The sequence below is a fragment of the Thalassolituus pacificus genome (assembly GCF_025318105.1).
GTDB lineage: Bacteria > Pseudomonadota > Gammaproteobacteria > Pseudomonadales > Oceanobacteraceae > Venatoribacter > Venatoribacter pacificus.
In genome coordinates this window covers 114,489-129,896 of sequence record NZ_JAOANI010000031.1, presented here as the reverse complement: position 1 = coordinate 129,896, position 15,408 = coordinate 114,489, and the positions used below count along the sequence as shown (strand labels likewise).

The 15,408-nt window shown below is 53.1% G+C and carries 14 protein-coding genes; 9 read left to right on the top strand and 5 right to left on the bottom strand.

Annotation, left to right across the window (positions count from 1 at the left end):
- The first annotated feature begins 129 nt into the window (after positions 1 to 129).
- The 3 genes from NYR02_RS18895 (at position 130) to NYR02_RS18885 (ending at position 2,087) form a co-directional block, all read left to right on the top strand.
- A complete protein-coding gene (locus NYR02_RS18895) occupies positions 130 to 519 on the top strand; it encodes a hypothetical protein (RefSeq protein WP_260977919.1) in 390 nt (129 codons plus the stop codon).
- A gap of 100 nt (positions 520 to 619) precedes the next feature.
- On the top strand, positions 620 to 1,693 hold the full coding sequence (locus NYR02_RS18890; RefSeq protein ID WP_260977918.1) for a PIN domain-containing protein: 1,074 nt from the start codon (positions 620 to 622) through the stop codon (positions 1,691 to 1,693).
- Positions 1,694 to 1,778: 85 nt separating this feature from the next.
- A complete protein-coding gene (locus NYR02_RS18885) occupies positions 1,779 to 2,087 on the top strand; it encodes an immunity protein TriTu family protein (protein ID WP_260977917.1) in 309 nt (102 codons plus the stop codon).
- Between the two features lie 209 nt (positions 2,088 to 2,296).
- Here the strand turns inward: NYR02_RS18885 and NYR02_RS18880 are convergent, their stop codons facing one another.
- The 3 genes from NYR02_RS18880 to NYR02_RS18870 are packed head-to-tail and all read right to left on the bottom strand — an operon-like array spanning position 2,297 to position 4,005.
- Entirely contained in the window at positions 2,297 to 2,500 is a 204-nt protein-coding gene (locus NYR02_RS18880; RefSeq protein WP_260977916.1) for a hypothetical protein, read from the bottom strand.
- Entirely contained in the window at positions 2,493 to 2,741 is a 249-nt protein-coding gene (gene tusA, locus NYR02_RS18875) for a sulfurtransferase TusA (protein WP_230331709.1), read from the bottom strand. Before tusA ends, NYR02_RS18880 begins: the two co-directional genes overlap by 8 nt.
- Positions 2,742 to 2,787: 46 nt before the next feature.
- Positions 2,788 to 4,005, bottom strand: a complete 1,218-nt coding sequence (locus NYR02_RS18870; protein WP_260977915.1) for an MFS transporter — start codon at positions 4,003 to 4,005, stop codon at positions 2,788 to 2,790.
- Between the two features lie 171 nt (positions 4,006 to 4,176).
- Between NYR02_RS18870 and NYR02_RS18865 the strand changes: the two genes are divergently transcribed.
- The gene (locus NYR02_RS18865) at positions 4,177 to 4,524 is read left to right on the top strand and encodes a hypothetical protein (RefSeq protein WP_260977914.1); all 348 of its coding nucleotides are present in this window, start codon (positions 4,177 to 4,179) and stop codon (positions 4,522 to 4,524) included.
- A 152-nt stretch (positions 4,525 to 4,676) separates the two neighbouring features.
- On the opposite strand, the gene NYR02_RS18860 is transcribed toward NYR02_RS18865, so the two are convergent.
- Positions 4,677 to 5,987: an acetyl-CoA C-acetyltransferase gene (locus NYR02_RS18860; protein ID WP_260977913.1), complete on the bottom strand. Its 1,311-nt coding sequence runs from the start codon at positions 5,985 to 5,987 to the stop codon at positions 4,677 to 4,679.
- A 321-nt stretch (positions 5,988 to 6,308) separates the two neighbouring features.
- On the opposite strand from NYR02_RS18860, the gene NYR02_RS18855 reads away from it, so the two are divergent.
- Together NYR02_RS18855 and NYR02_RS18850 are read left to right on the top strand one after the other, a co-directional pair.
- Positions 6,309 to 7,724: a 3-oxoacyl-ACP reductase gene (locus NYR02_RS18855; protein WP_260977912.1), complete on the top strand. Its 1,416-nt coding sequence runs from the start codon at positions 6,309 to 6,311 to the stop codon at positions 7,722 to 7,724.
- Positions 7,725 to 7,964: 240 nt separating this feature from the next.
- Entirely contained in the window at positions 7,965 to 10,247 is a 2,283-nt protein-coding gene (locus tag NYR02_RS18850) for a putative bifunctional diguanylate cyclase/phosphodiesterase (protein ID WP_260977911.1), read from the top strand.
- A 13-nt stretch (positions 10,248 to 10,260) separates the two neighbouring features.
- Here NYR02_RS18850 and NYR02_RS18845 read toward each other — a convergent pair whose 3' ends face one another.
- Complete coding sequence (locus NYR02_RS18845) at positions 10,261 to 10,458, bottom strand: tRNA (uracil-5-)-methyltransferase (RefSeq protein ID WP_260977910.1); 198 nt, start codon at positions 10,456 to 10,458, stop codon at positions 10,261 to 10,263.
- 85 nt (positions 10,459 to 10,543) lie between these two features.
- Here NYR02_RS18845 and hrpB point away from each other — a divergent pair, with 85 nt between their 5' ends.
- The 3 genes from hrpB to NYR02_RS18830 form a co-directional block, all read left to right on the top strand.
- Positions 10,544 to 13,093 (top strand): ATP-dependent helicase HrpB, encoded by a 2,550-nt coding sequence (gene hrpB, locus NYR02_RS18840; RefSeq protein WP_260977909.1) that lies wholly within the window; start codon positions 10,544 to 10,546, stop codon positions 13,091 to 13,093.
- A 151-nt stretch (positions 13,094 to 13,244) separates the two neighbouring features.
- Positions 13,245 to 13,799, top strand: coding sequence for a hypothetical protein (locus NYR02_RS18835; RefSeq protein ID WP_260977908.1), 555 nt, complete (start codon positions 13,245 to 13,247; stop codon positions 13,797 to 13,799).
- 8 nt (positions 13,800 to 13,807) lie between these two features.
- The coding region (locus NYR02_RS18830) for a cadherin-like domain-containing protein (RefSeq protein ID WP_260977907.1) at positions 13,808 to 15,408 on the top strand (1,601 nt) is incomplete at its 3' end.

The following is a 15,408-nucleotide window of genomic DNA, read 5'->3' as shown; positions in this document are numbered from 1 at the left end:
TCTTGGCGGGAGTGAAAAAGAGCGAATCTTACAGCTCACCTTCTTATTTTGAAAAAGTGTCGCGGTTAGTATATGAATTCGGCAAACATAACAAACCATTGCAGCGGACAAGCCGCTGAATGCGGCGTTATGAGTCTTAAGATGTTCTTAATATTGAAAGGAAAGCCGAGTATTGATAGCTGCCGTGATGGAGGTAGTATTGTTGCTAGTTACAATACACTCTTCGGAAGTAAATACATTTTGACACTCCCAATTAAGTGGGGCGGCACCAGAGAAGATATGAAGGTTGTTGGCTATAGAGAGCCTAAGCTTGAAAAACGTCTAACTCAAAAGAAAATATCTAAAGGGAGTGGAAAGCCATACTTTATAAGTTCTCTCTTAGATGTGGCATTGAATAAAAAAGATGCTTTGAAAATTGCAGTTAAAATTAGAAAAAAACTTACAAATACCGATAGCTATGAATTAGCATTGGACCTTGTGCATGGAATAGAAAGTAATGGTCATTTGCGTGACTCATAACAATGAGTTGGTGAACGCACCTTCGGTGCTGGGACGGTTAAACTTCGCTCGTTCCTCACTGCGTTTCACCGCCCCACAACAAAAGCGTTAGATTTCACATATGGCTATGGAATTAGAATCTCGTAAAGTATTTATTGATACTCAATCCTTTGTGAAGATGGGGTTAAATTTTAATCATCCAGCATTGGAGTCATTTCTCGAGTTGTGCAAGGAGAAGAAGCTTCTACATTTAACAACGACCGTTGTCAAACGTGAAGTAGAGTCTAAAATACAATCATCTATACAAGAAGCCTTGTCTTCACTTCAAGGGTTTAGAAGAAAAGCTCGCTTATTAGAAAATATTGATGATGAGAGTATAAAAGCCTTATTCAACGATATAGATGAAGATGAAGTACATAAAAAAGCTATATCTGTATACGAGGAATTCTTGGCTGAATCAAACAGCAATATTCTAAACGCTTCTTCAGTCAATGCAGAAGATGTTTTAGAACTCTATTTTGGTAAAAAACCTCCTTTTGGTGAAGGTAAAAAGAAATCGGAATTCCCTGACGCTATATCACTTTTTTCCGTACTTAATGAAATTGGCGATGAAAAAGCATATGTAATATCCGATGACTCAGATCTGAAAGAATTCTGCAGCTCAAGCAAGAACTTAATATCAATTGACACTCTGGATAAATTTTTAGATCTCTATAACGAGTATGAAAGTGCAATAACAGATCTTGTTAAGAAATATTTATCATCCATAGATGGAGATATTAAGAACAAAATAGAAGAGCAAATTACTGACGCATGGGCTTACAATGAAGCTCCATGGGAGGATTCTGAGGTTGAAGAATTTAATGTTCTTCAAGTTCATGACTTCGAACCCACTGTTGTTTGGGTTAATGAAGAGGAATGTTTAATCACTTTTGATGTAGATGTTGACATTGAATATATAGTTACTGGCCCTGATTTTAATGGCGGCATATACGACAAAGAAGATGGTCGCATCTATACGTTTGGCACAACAACACATAGCGGTGCAGCAACTAATACATTTACCATGGAATTAGGATTTTCTTATGAGCTTGAAGATGGTGAACTAAAAGATATAGATGAAACAGAATTCTATGTTGCAGGACTATCTGATGGGGTAGCTGTTTATATGGATGAAAATGGTGATGACTGGTGAAATCTAACAAGCACATCAAGTCGTTCGCTGTCGCTCACTGGACGCTCCTGACGTCGCGCCCCTTATGTAAACGTTATGTTTCACTATGAATGAGCTACTTGCATACCTCGAAAAATGGAAGAATTCCAAATCTAAAATATTTGGGGCTGAAGGCTATGCCGTTTCTATCACAGAAGAACTAGGTGATTCCGTTAAAGTTCGTTTTATCGAAATAGATGGAAATGGATTACTTGCTAGAGCAACGCTGTGGGAGAGTGGGAATCTAGTGATCGAGGCTTTGGACGTCGAAACAGAAGCGCAAGTGCTCCAAAAAACTTTTGAGACTCCCGAGCTTTGGCAGCTCGATGATAAATTAAACTGGTGGCTCAGCGAGATAGCAACCTATGAGCCCTAAAGACATAACAAGCAAAGGCAGCATCGCCCTGATCTACCCCCGCTTTAACGGACACCAAAGTCAAACTGACGAGGTGTCCAATGCCCAAATATACTCAGCCAGGAAAGACCTGGCAGCATTCAAATGAATTTAACGTGAAAGCAGTTCAGCTAAGTCTGAGTGAAAGGATTCTGGTTCAGGAAATTGCCACTTCTCGTTATTTGAATTACTCAGTCCGCACTTTCCTGACTCTGAGGTTTGGCTTTTTCATCCACGGTAGCCAGCATTTCTTCCATTTCCGCCTTCTGTTTTAACGCACAGGCATGCAGTTTTTGCTGGCGCATACGGCGGATTGCTTCCAGCGGGTTTTCTTCAGGTTCGCTCTGCGATTCCCTTTTCCTATCAAATGACTTGCTGATATCAGACTCACTCATCGTCACTCGCCTTTTTAATCAGAAACCGGAATACACCATCAACCTCTTCCTGCAGCAATAACTCATGTTCCAGGAAATTGCAGAATTTTAAAAAATCGCGCCGGGTCGAAGGGTCGGTGGCGAGAATTTCCACCACCTGACCAATCTGCATATCGCGGATCTGGTTGTGCAGCATCATCACCGGTTCCGGGCAGAACAGCCCTTTGGTGTCGAGGTGAAAATCAATGGCTGTGTCGTTCATAACTCTCTTCTTACCTGTTCGTTTTTTCTGCAGCACCTGCGCCTGTTCAGACCAGAGCCTTGCGTGACGGCAGTAAACCGCGCTGTACCAGCGCCCAGACCGCACTCATCGCCGCCACACACAAAATGGCTGACAGCATAAAGTGGCCATCATACCCCAGAGCCTTGGCGCTGAAACCGGAAAGTGCACCGGCCAGCATACCGGCAATAATTACGACACAGCTTTGCAGGGCATAATCGGCAGCGGCACAGTGCTCGCGGCAGCGGTCCATCATCACGGTAAATAACGCCGCCGTCGCCATGCCACCGGCAATGTGCTCAACGATCACCGCCAGATAAATATGCAGCCAGTCCGGCGCCTGCCCTGCCGCCGGCTGCAGACCGAGATACGACAGCAGCGCCAGCGCTTCGAGCAATAAAAATCCGAGCAATGCGCTTTGCCGTCCGAGCTTACCGACCAGCCAGCCACCACCCAGCGCACCAAGCAGACCGGCCAGAAAACCCACGGTTCCCAGAATCAGGCCCATCTGCTCCAGCGTCACTCCGGCATCGCTCAGCATCGGCCGGATCATCGGTGTGCCAAAGGCATCACCGAATTTATACACCAGCAGAAACAGCAGCCAGAAGGCGGCATATTTCAGGCGGAAAAAGCCCAGCCACAAAGGCCACAGCGGCTGGCGGTCAACCACATGCGGCTGCGGCTTAAACCACCACAACGGCAGCGAGCCCAATAGCATTAACAACGCCAGCAGCAACAATGAATTCTGCCAGCCCAGCAACGGATACAGAGACACCAGCGCGCCACCGGCCAGAATCATCCCGACCCGGTAACCGGCGACCTGAATTCCATTACCGATACCGCGCTGCTCCGGCGGCAGGTTTTCTACGGCCATCGCATCGGTGGCGATATCCTGCGTCGCCATCAGGGTGTTAAGCATTAACAGCAGGCCGACAAACACCGCCATCGCCTGCCCGGTCCATAAATCCAGTGGCTGACTGGCAATCACCACCAATACCGCCACCGCACTGTAATTCATGGTCAGAATCCAGCTGCGGCGGAATTCCTGTTGTCGCAGCGAAATACGGTCGAGCCAGGGCGCCCAGATAAACTTCAGCGCCCAGGGCAGCGCCAATAAAGACAACAGACCAATAATGGTCAGGTCCATGCCCTGATTACGCATTAACGCCGGCATCGCCTGGCCGAAAAAGCCGTGGGGCAAACCCTGCACAATATAAAGCCCGCTTAAGGCCAGCCATTTATTCATTCGCAATTCCGTTATTACGGTTTTTGATTGTCGTTATTGTTCAGCCGTTATTGCTCAGCCACCATTTTAACCGTACGAAATACGCCGGCTGCACGATGGTATAAGCGCGCCCAACTTTACACACTGGCGCGATCATCTACTAGACTCGGAATAACCACCGGGGAAAACAACATGCAAACCACCAATAAACAGCAAGCGCCAACCAATAAACAGCAAGCGCCAACCAATAAACAGCAAGCGCCAACCAATAAACAGCAAGCGCTAATCATCGAATACCCAAAAACACTGACCCGTGGAACGCTGAGCCTGAGCGAACGCCTGTTGCGCCAGCAATGCCCGCTGATTGCCCGGCAATTACGCAACACCATGCTCAGCGACCATAGTAACGAGCTGAATATTGTCTTCAGCGACATGCAGCTGCAGCAAATAAAGCAATCATTACAACAGAGCGAAAGCAACGCCCAGCCCGGACAAAAAATCCTCTACTCCACATTGTTAAGCCGCTGGCAAAATCTGTAATCCCGAGTCCTGCCCACTCAGAGTCTTCTCGCCCCATGAGTTTTGTAGCGCATAAAAAAACCCCGCAAAAGCGGGGTTAAATTTATAAGTATTATGAGGTGAGAGTGTAGTTATTGTCTCGTTGGTGCGTTGTTGTTTCGCTGTGGAACGTCTCAGCGTTCCAGAATAGCCACAACGCCCTGACCACCCGCCGCACAGATCGAGATCAGACCACGGCCTGAACCTTTCTCTTCCAGCATTTTCGCCAGCGAAGCCACAATACGGCCGCCGGTGGCTGCAAATGGGTGGCCAGTGGCAATGGAGGAGCCATTCACGTTCAGCTTGCTGCGGTCGATGCTGCCCAGCGGCTTGTCCAGACCGAGTTTTTCTTTGCAGAATTTCTCGTCTTCCCAGGCTTTCAGAGTGGAAGCGACAACGCCGGCAAAGGCTTCGTGGATTTCGTAGAAATCAAAGTCCTGCAGGGTCAGACCGGCGCGTTCCAGCATGCGCGGTACGGCATAAGCCGGTGCCAGCAGCAGACCTTCTTTATCTTTGCTGCCGTCTTTACCGAAGAAATCGACAGACGCGGTTTCGTGGAAGCTCAGGTAGGCCTTAACCGGCAGGTTGTGTGCCTTGGCCCATTCTTCAGAGGCCAGCAGCACCACAGAAGCACCGTCGGTCAGTGCCGATGAGTTACCCGCGGTCAGCGTGCCTTTACCGGATTTTTTATCGAAAGCCGGCTTCAGGCTGGCCAGTTTTTCCAGATTTGGCGTGCGCGCCAGGTTGTCTTTTTCCAGACCCAGATACGGGCTGACCAGATCGTCGAAGAAACCACGGTCATAAGCGGCCAGCAGGTTGGTGTGGCTGTTGAAGGCGATTTCGTCCTGCTCTTCACGCGAGATGCCCCACTCTTTAACCGTCAGTTCGGTGTGCTCACCCATCGACAGATTAGTGCGCGGCTCGCCGTTACGTGGCACCAGCGGCGCCAGATGCTTAGGGCGGATTTTAGCCAGCAGCTTGAGTTTTTCAGCGGTGGTTTTTGCACGGTTCACATCCAGCAGAATTTTACGCAGGCCTTCGTTCACACCAATCGGCGCATCGGAGGTGGTATCGGAACCACCGGCAATCGCGCTGTCGATCTGGCCCAGGGCAATTTTATTCGCCGCCATAATGATGGCCTGCAGACCGGTGCCACAGGCCTGCTGAATATCAACACCCGGAGTACGCGGATCGAGGGCGGTGCTGAGCAGCGTTTCGCGCGCCAGGTTAAAGTCACGGCTGTGCTTGATTACCGCACCGGCGATAAACTCACCAATCTGTTCACCCTGCAGGTTGTAACGGTTAACCAGGCCATTCAAAGCTGCGGTCAGCATGTCCTGGTTAGAAGCATAAGAATACGCGGTGTTGGAACGCGCAAAAGGAACACGGTTACCGCCAATGATGGCTACGCGGCGGATGGTCTGTTTAGCACTGCTCTTGGTCATGCCGGAAATCCTGTATGGGTTCTGATTGTTGGTTCTGATCTTTGCTTATTGGGCAAACACACATATCACAACGGCAGGCGGTACACTCTGCCATAAACGTTGCTCAGTGTAGCGCCCGGGCTATGGCTGGCATTGGCTGAAGTGACAGTTTTCCCCTCTTATCTGGTCAATTTCACTCCTTATGATTGCTGCTGTAATCTGCTACCGTCCGGCGCTGTGCCATTTTTTGTGTTTCGTGTGGTTTACCGCGCCCTTTGTAAATCATTTTTAACCGCTAACCGGCCTTGTTTAATCTGCATAAACAGGCCTCAGGACCCGACCATGAGCAACTTTATAGAATCTGTACTCGACAGCAATGTGGGCCGCAGCCTGATGAAATCGGTACTGCCCAAATCGATTGAACTGAAGCGTTACAATCCGAATCAAGCCACCTATTTTGAAGGCCGGGTATTAATCGGTGCCGGTGAAAACGCCGCCCTGCTGAGCGACATTATGCGCAACCTGAAAGACGCCAACGCCAGTGTCTTTTTCCCTGCCGCCGCTAAAACCGCTGCCGCCATCGTAGCCGCCGCCGGCGAGTACGGTATTAAAGCCGTCGGCATTGAATGCAGTACCGATATGACCGACAAATTCGATGCCTTTGTATTCGACGCCTCTGGTTTTGCCGACACCGCTGACCTGAACCAGCTGTATTACTTTTTTAACCCGGTGATGCGTAAGCTGAATAATAATGGCCGCGTGATTGTATTGGGTCGTCCGCATATGAAAGCCGCCACCGGCGAACAGGCGGCCGCCATGCGCGCCCTGGAAGGTTTCTCCCGTTCTGTGGCGAAAGAAATCGGCAAAAAAAGCGCCACCGCTCAGGCGGTTTATGTTGAAACCGGTGCCGAGAAAAACCTTGATGCCGCGTTCCGTTTTGTGATTTCCGCCAAGTCGGCGTATGTCGATGGTCAGGTGCTGACCGTGCGTAAAGCGCAGGACGTTGCCTACCCGGACTGGCACAAGCCGCTGGCCGGTAAAGTCGCGCTGGTGACCGGTGCTTCCCGTGGTATCGGTGAATCCATTGCCCGTACTCTGGCACGCGACGGTGCCACCGTTCTGGGTCTGGATATTCCACCAGCGGAAGGCGATCTGCGCCGCGTGATGGCTGAAATCGGTGGCGAAACCCTGCTCGGTGATATTTCCTCCGCCGAGGCACCGCAACAGATTTCCGACAAACTGAAAGAAATGGGCGGTGGCGACATCATCGTGCATAACGCCGGTATCACCCGTGACAAGACTCTGGCCAATATGCCGGAACACTGGTGGAACATGACCATCGACATCAACCTGTCGGCGGAAGAGCGCATCAACCATGTGCTGTTTGAACAGGGTACGCTGAACAACGGCGGCCGCATTATCTGCGTATCGTCGATGAACGGTATCGCCGGCCAGACCGGTCAGACCAACTACGCGGCCTCCAAAGCCGGTGTGATCGGTTATGTGCAGTACATGGCCGATGAGCTGATGACGAAAGACATCACCATCAACGCCGTGGCACCGGGCTTTATTGAAACCGCAATGACCGACGCCATCCCACTGATGACCCGTGAAATCGGTCGTCGCCTGAACTCTCTGTCACAGGGTGGTAAGCCGGTCGACGTGGCGGAAACCATCGCGTTTTTTGCCAACCCGGCTGCCAGTGGTGTGAGCGGCAACATCGTGCGCGTCTGCGGCCAGTCTCTGGTGGGTGCGTGAGATCACGGCTTGAGGTCGCTGCATAAGTCAGGAGCACCTGACGTCTGAGGTCAGCGCCTCACGCCTAAGACAAAAGCGCCGGAACAGATTATCTGAACCGGCGCTTTATCCTGATCCAGCTCAACGGCAGGGCTGATACTTTCTCATTCCCGTTCCGCCTAACCGACATTCCTGTTACGGCGGTTTCAAATCCCGCAGATACCGCTACACTTGGGTTCAGTCATTATCTGAATGCAGTGTATGCCCCAAAATTCTATCCAGCGTGGCCTCCGTGATGCTTCACGTCTCGGTATTGGTCGTTACAACCATTTTCTGGAAATGCTGCTCAGCGGACGTCCGCTGGAAATGCTGCTGAATGAACTGGTTCTCCTCATTCAGGAAAAACAACCGGAATGCATCGCTTCAATCCTGCTGCTCAGCGATGACGGCAAGCATCTGATTCCCGGCGCCGCACCTGACCTGCCCGATTTCTACGTCGCTGCCATCAACAATCTCGCTATTGGCGAAGGGGTCGGTTCCTGCGGTACTGCCGCAGCCACAGCACGTCTGGTAATCGTTGAAGACATTCAGAGTCATCCCTATTGGCAGGATTACCGCGAGCTGGCGGCACAAGCCGGTTTGTATGCCTGCTGGTCACAGCCCATTGTCGGCAACAACGGCAAAGTCCTCGGCGTGTTCGGCCTGTATTACCGTGAAGTGCGCCACCCAACCGGACTGGATCTGCTGCTGATTCACGAAGCGGCTCGCCTGGCCCAGGCCAGTATTGAATTCCGCCGCGCACAAAATCATCGCCAACTCACGGAAACCATCACCCAGCATCTGCCGCTGGGCCTGATCATTACCGACAAAGCGTTTAATATTGTTGAAGTTAATCCGGCGTTTTCTCATATCACCGGCTATCCCGGCGCTGAAGTTTTAGGGCGTAAACCGGGTTTCTTCGCCGCCGACCCGAAATCACTGCAACAATACCGCGATATTCTCGACAAGCTGCCCGCCTGGCGCAGCTGGACAACCGAATTATTAATCAGCCGGCGCAATGGCGAACGCTTCAACGCCGAGCTGTGTTTTTCAGTGGTGCGCGATGAGCAGAGCAATATCCTGCGCTACGTTGCCCTGATCAGCGATATCAGCGAGCGTAAACGCTCTGAAGAAACTATCCAGTATCAGGCCAGCTACGATCTGCTCACCAGCCTGCCAAACCGCAATCTGTTTTATGAACGCCTGAACTGGACGCTGGAACAGGGGCGACGCAAGCAGCGCAGTTTTTCTGTGCTGCTGATGGATCTGGATTACTTTAAAGAAATTAACGATACCCTGGGCCACGACGCCGGCGATGAACTGCTGGTTAAAGTTGGCACACGGCTGCAGCAAAGCATGCGTTCTCAGGACACCATTGCCCGCCTCGGTGGCGATGAGTTTGGCTTCATCATTACCGGCGAGCATGACCAACAGGCGCTGGAACAACTGGCCGATAATATCCTGAAAAACGTCAGCCGCAGCCTGACCATCCGCCAGATGCGCGATTGCCGCATCACTTCCAGTATCGGTATTAGCTGCTACCCCAACGATGGCGGCACGCTGGAACAATTACTGAAAGCCGCCGAACAGGCCGTTTATGCCGCCAAAAATGCCGGTCGTAACGGCTACGCTTTTTTTACTCCGGCCATGTTCGAAGCGGCAAAAACCCAGGCATTGTTGCATCAGGAAATGCATTTTGCCGTCAGCCAGAACCAACTGGAACTGCACTATCAGCCCATCAAACGTCTGACCGATAATTGCATTGTTCAGCTTGAAGCGCTGGTGCGCTGGAATCACCCGGAACGTGGATTGGTGCGTCCGGATTTGTTTATTCCGCTGGCCGAAAAAACCGGCATGATCCGTGAAATCGGTCAGTGGGTCAGGCAGGAAGCACTGGCCATGATTGGCCGTATGCAACAACAGGGGCTCTCGGTACCTATCGCCGTCAACGTTTCCACCGCCGAGTTCTACGATCACAGCCTGGCCGACAAAATCATTGCTCAGGTAGAAGAGTCGGGCGTCGCGCGCGGCAGTTTGCTGGTTGAAATTACGGAGAGCCTGCTGATCCGAAATCAGCAGGAAACCTGTGCGTTCCTGGACAAACTTCAGCAAGCCGGAATCCGTGTGGCACTCGATGACTTTGGTACCGGCTTTTCGTCACTTTCTTACCTTGCAGCCTTCCCCGCCGATAAACTGAAAATCGACCGCAGCTTTGTCCACCAGATGACCGCTAACCGGCGTAAGGAGTCGCTGGTCGACACCATCATTACGCTCGGACACAGCCTGAATATGAGTGTGATTGCCGAAGGGGTTGAGACAGAAGAAGAAGAAGCCCTGCTGCGCAGTAAAAACTGCGACAATGTTCAGGGTTTTTTGCTGGCGAAACCGTTGCCGGAAGCCGATTTGATTGAATTTTTGCGCAGCTATAAACCTGACACAAACAGTAAAACTGACACTGACAGTAAACCCGGGATAAACAACAAGTCTGACGGAGAACAGCCTTAAACCGTCGTCCGTTTCAGCGTTTTTTCTTCGCCCGTTTTTTTTTCAGATAGTCTTTTACCGGTGTTTTTTTATCCGGCAATGCCGCCGCAAAACGCTCACGCATGGCCTCAATTTTGGCGTCTTTTTCATCGTGCATACGGGTGTGACGATGTTTATCACCGGCCTGGCGGAAGTCCACCACGGTATTTTCAGATTTTTCGCTCTCTGACATGCTTACTCCTGTTGCCAATAGCAGGACGTCGCCATAGTGTGGCCATGGTAGCATAAGTCTTTTCTGACTGAACAAGCCTGCTGTCGTGACACTATCGCCTGCCCCATCATTGCTGTCTTCTGCCCTGCCCATTGACCCGGTCCTGCCCGAACTGCGCGCGCATCTGTGCGCACACACCAATGTACTGCTCAGTGCCGAGCCCGGGGCCGGTAAAACGACCCGCGTGCCGCTGGCGCTGCTGAACGAGCCCTGGCTGGCGGGCCAGAAAATCATCATGCTGGAGCCGCGACGTCTGGCGGCACGAAATGCCGCCCGTTTTATGGCGAAACAGCTGAACGAACAGACCGGAGAAACCGTCGGCTATCGTATCCGCCTTGAGCAAAAAATTTCTGCCACGACCCGCATTGAAGTCGTCACCGAGGGTATTCTCACACGGATGCTGCAGGATGATCCGGAACTGAGCGGCGTCGGCCTGATTATTTTCGATGAATTCCACGAACGTAACCTGCACTCCGATCTGGCGCTGGCGCTGGCGCACCAGTGCCAGCAATTATTGCGTCCGGAGCTGCGCCTGCTGGTGATGTCCGCCACGCTGGACACCGATAGTCTGGGCGACAAACTACAGGCGCCTCTGCTGCACAGTACAGGCCGTAGCTTTAAGGTTAAGCACCATTACCGGCCACTGCCCAACAACAACAGCCGGCTGGCAGAGCACTGCGCCAGCGTGATACGCGAAGCTCTGAATTCACACCACGAAGGGGATGTACTGGTGTTTCTGCCCGGCGTTGCCGATATCAGCCGCGTTCAGACAATGCTGCAGGAGACGCTGAGCGGAGTGCTGGTTGCTCCTCTTCATGGCCAGCTGAGTGACAGCGAACAGAAAACGGCACTGGCACCCGCTCCGGCAGGCCAGCGCAAAGTGATTCTGGCCACCAATATTGCGGAAAGCTCACTGACCATTGATGGTGTGCGGATCGTGGTGGATTCCGGCCTTGAACGGCGCATGAGCTTCTCCCCGGCCAGCGGCATCAGCCAGTTGCAGACGCGGAATATCTCTCAGGCATCCAGCGTCCAGCGTGCAGGCCGGGCCGGACGTCAGGCAGAAGGATTCTGCTACCGCTTGTGGCGCGAAGAAGAACAGAGCCGGCGCGAGCCCCATATCCGCGCCGAGATACTGGATGCCGATCTGGCGCCGCTGTTGCTTGAACTGCTGCACTGGGGCGCGGATCTTAACGATCTGTTATGGCTTACACCTCCGCCTGTCGCCAGCCTCAACCAGGCCCGGCAGGTACTGGCTCAGCTGGGTATGCTGCAGCCGGATGCGCCGCTGCGCCTGAACGAACACGGCCAGCGCTGTGCCGCTTTGGGTCTGGAACCACGTTGGGCCCACGCCCTGCTCTGCGCCCGGGATCTGGACATGGCTGCCGAAGCCTGTGAGCTGGTTGCCGTTTTGCAGGAATGGCCACACAAGCAACGTCACAGCGATGACGCCGGGCGTCTGCTGTCACAAGCCCGGCGACAACACAGTGTATGGAACAGCCGCATCAAACCTCTGGCACAGCGCTGGCAGCGCCAATTACAGGCACAGGCCTCGGCGATACCATTAGACTGCGGACTGATCATCGCCCTCGCCTTTCCCGACCGCATTGCCCAGAAACGCAGCGCTAATGCCCAGACGTTTCGTTTAAGCGGTGGCAGCGGTGCCGAACTGCAACATAACAGCGATCTGCATAATGCCGACTATCTGGCCATTGCCGATATCAGCGGCGGCCAGCCGGACCGTATCCGTCTGGCGGCCGCGCTCGATAACAACAGCCTGTCACGACTGCAGGAAGCCGCCCCACAACTGTTCAGCGAGCGTACCGAGATCGGTTGGAACGACAGTGGCCAATTAAAAGCTCTGCAACATCGCTGTCTGGGTCAGCTGATTCTGAGCAGCAAACCCCTGCCAGCGTTATCAGCTGACGACTGGCAACAGGCCTGGCGCGATTACTTCCGCCAATGCGGCCTGAACGATCTGCCCTGGCAGGATGATGCCCGCACGCTGCGCAGCCGCATGGCGCTGGCCGCTCAGTATCTGAATACCGATAACGCAGACGCTGACGGCCATCGCTGGCCAGACGTCAGCGATCAGGCTCTGCTGCAACGTCTGGACGATTGGCTTATGCCGTTCTGCACTAAGGCCAGAAATTTGCGCGACCTCAACAAGGTGACACTGAACGATGCATTGCTCAGCCTGCTCAGCTGGGAGCAACAGCAACAGCTTAACCAGCATGTCCCTGGTCACTGGCAGGTGGCCAGCGGCTCCCGTATTGCTCTGCAATACAACAATGATCCGAATCTGAGCGACGACCCCGATCAACCACCACTGCTGGCAGTTAAGCTGCAGGAGATGTTCGGCTATGAAGGCCAGCCCGCCATTCTTAACGGCCGTGTGCCACTGCTGATTCACCTGCTGTCACCGGCACGCCGGCCCTTGCAGGTCACCCGCGATCTGCCGCATTTCTGGCGCCATACCTACGCCGAAGTGCGCAAAGACATGCGTGGCCGCTACCCGAAACATCCCTGGCCTGAAGATCCGCTCAGTGCCGAGGCGACCGCATTAACCAAGCGCGCTCTGAGCAGGCGGCAATAACCTGGATTTTCAGGAGTGTGACTGAGAGCCTTGTGGCAAAAAAATAATATAAAAATCAACAGTACATGGTGTAACCAATCATTACCCGGCGCAGTGGTTATCTGCGCCCAGCGTACTAGCCTGTTAAACATACTATGGTTCAGGCTGAGTTATGTCCGCGAAAAAAGTCGTTGCAATACTGGTGTTTGCTGCCCTGGCACTGGCGCTTGTGATCGGTGGCCAGATTGGCCGGCAGTCGCTGGTTCAGGTATCCGGTGTCGCCTCTCCCGACACCTCATCCGACAAGCGCTCAGGCGCACAGACGGTGACAGCACCCGCAGCAGCAAGCACCACAGCGAACCATTCCGCTCAGCAAGCAACATCCGCTTCGCAAACACTCCCCATCAAACAGCCTGATCTGACGCTGAACGCTCGCGGGGCTTTGCACACCCATGCGCAGGACGATGAACACACCTCCCTGCCGCCGGCACTGGCGGCCGATATTGAACAACGCCGTATTCCGCAAAGTCAGCTGCTGCTGACCCCCAACCGTAATGGTGGCTACTCCATGGATGCCAAGGGCCAGTACCACACCGTAGTGGTGGCTTTTATTGACGAAAATGGCCAGCTGCGTACCGAAGAACGCATCGTGTATCCCCTGACCGATCAGCCACCGGCGATTCCTGCAGCACCGCCAGCGGCCAACGCAAAACCCGGCAAACCATGAGGCCTGTTATGTACCCGCTGAAATATTCTCTTATCACTCTCAGCCTGTGCAGCGCACTCCTGAGTGCTCAGACCCATGCCGCTGGCATTCAGATTATTAACACCGACGGTGCCGGCGAAGGCTTTAATGATGCCACCGTAGTCAGCACTATTGGTGGTAACAGTGCCACCACACTGGGCGCACAACGTCTGGCCGTCTTCAACCGCGCAGCCGACATACTCAATGCCACGTTCGACATTGCGGTGACCGTTAACGTCAACTCCTCCTTCGACCCTCTGTTCTGCGATACCAACAGCGCCACCCTGGGCAGTGCAGGTGCCGCCAATTATCAATTCGTTAACGATGGCGGGGTGTGGACGGTGTATGCCGATGCATTGGCAAACCAACTGCAGGGCAGCGATGTTGAACCGGCACAAGCTGAAATTAACGCCCAATTTAACAGTGGCATTGGTAATCCCGGTTGCCTGCAAAGCTCTGGCTGGTATCTGGGGTTTGATGATCCGGCCGGCAGCGGTAACTCACTGCTGTCGGTGGTGTTGCATGAAATTATGCATGGCATGGGGTTTTTATCCTTGCTGGCGTCAGACGGCAGCAGTGGCGCTACGGTCGGTGGCAGTTTCGTCTATGACCCTTACACCAAGCTGTTATACGACGCCTCTCAAGGTGCCCGGGTCACGACGCTGAATCAGACGCAAAGGGCGGCATCCACCACTAATAATGGCAACCTGGTCTGGGATGGTGCACAAACCAATGCGCAACTGGGTGGATTCAGCGCCGGAGTCAACAGCGGCAGAATGCAGATGTATGCGCCAACGGGCTACACCCCCGGGTCTTCGGTCAGTCATTTTGATACGGTCGCCACTCCGAACGAAATAATGGAGCCGCAATACACCGAGTTTCTGGATGACGCCGGATTAGCCAAGTACCTGTTGGCGGATATTGGCTGGACACTGGCTTCCGCTGGCAATAGTGCTCCGGTAATGGGCGCAGTTTCAGCCCAAACCCTGAATGAAGACGCCACCCTGGACGTGACAGTTGGCGCCACCGATGCCGATGGCGACAGCCTGACCTACAGCATCACGGCTGCCACCGCAGAGCTGGGTGCCAGTATCAGCGGCACCACCTTAAGCATTACTCCGCAAGCCAATTACAACGGTACTGGCAGTATTACAGTGCAGGTGTCCGATGGCGCGCTGACCGACAGCACCAGCTTTAATGTCACCGTTGATCCGATCAACGATGCGCCGGTAATCAACGCCATCACGGCTAAAACACTCGACGAAGATGCCACACTGGACGTTACGCTAAGCGCCACCGATATCGACAGCGGCTCGTTAAATTACAGCATCACGGCCGCCACCGCAGAGCTGGGTGCCAGTATCAGCGGCACCACCTTAAGCATTACTCCGCAAGCCAATTACAACGGTACTGGCAGTATTACAGTGCAGGTGTCCGATGGCGCGCTGACCGACAGCACCAGCTTTAATGTCACCGTTGATCCGATCAACGATGCGCCGGTAATCAGCGCCATCACGGCTAAAACACTCGACGAAGATGCCACACTGGACGTTACGCTAAGCGCCACCGATATCGATAGCGGCTCGTTAAC

Excerpts from the sequence above, each read along its gene's own strand:
- NYR02_RS18885 (WP_260977917.1), top strand. The coding sequence starts at position 1,779 with ATGAATGAGCTACTTGCATACCTCGAAAAATGGAAGAATTCCAAATCT.
- NYR02_RS18870 (WP_260977915.1), bottom strand. The coding sequence starts at position 4,005 with ATGAATAAATGGCTGGCCTTAAGCGGGCTTTATATTGTGCAGGGTTTG.
- NYR02_RS18845 (WP_260977910.1), bottom strand. The coding sequence starts at position 10,458 with ATGTCAGAGAGCGAAAAATCTGAAAATACCGTGGTGGACTTCCGCCAG.
- NYR02_RS18850 (WP_260977911.1), top strand. The coding sequence starts at position 7,965 with ATGCCCCAAAATTCTATCCAGCGTGGCCTCCGTGATGCTTCACGTCTC.
- NYR02_RS18835 (WP_260977908.1), top strand. The coding sequence starts at position 13,245 with ATGTCCGCGAAAAAAGTCGTTGCAATACTGGTGTTTGCTGCCCTGGCA.
- NYR02_RS18895 (WP_260977919.1), top strand. The coding sequence starts at position 130 with ATGAGTCTTAAGATGTTCTTAATATTGAAAGGAAAGCCGAGTATTGAT.
- NYR02_RS18860 (WP_260977913.1), bottom strand. The coding sequence starts at position 5,987 with ATGACCAAGAGCAGTGCTAAACAGACCATCCGCCGCGTAGCCATCATT.
- NYR02_RS18890 (WP_260977918.1), top strand. The coding sequence starts at position 620 with ATGGCTATGGAATTAGAATCTCGTAAAGTATTTATTGATACTCAATCC.
- tusA (WP_230331709.1), bottom strand. The coding sequence starts at position 2,741 with ATGAACGACACAGCCATTGATTTTCACCTCGACACCAAAGGGCTGTTC.
- NYR02_RS18865 (WP_260977914.1), top strand. The coding sequence starts at position 4,177 with ATGCAAACCACCAATAAACAGCAAGCGCCAACCAATAAACAGCAAGCG.
- NYR02_RS18880 (WP_260977916.1), bottom strand. The coding sequence starts at position 2,500 with ATGAGTGAGTCTGATATCAGCAAGTCATTTGATAGGAAAAGGGAATCG.
- NYR02_RS18855 (WP_260977912.1), top strand. The coding sequence starts at position 6,309 with ATGAGCAACTTTATAGAATCTGTACTCGACAGCAATGTGGGCCGCAGC.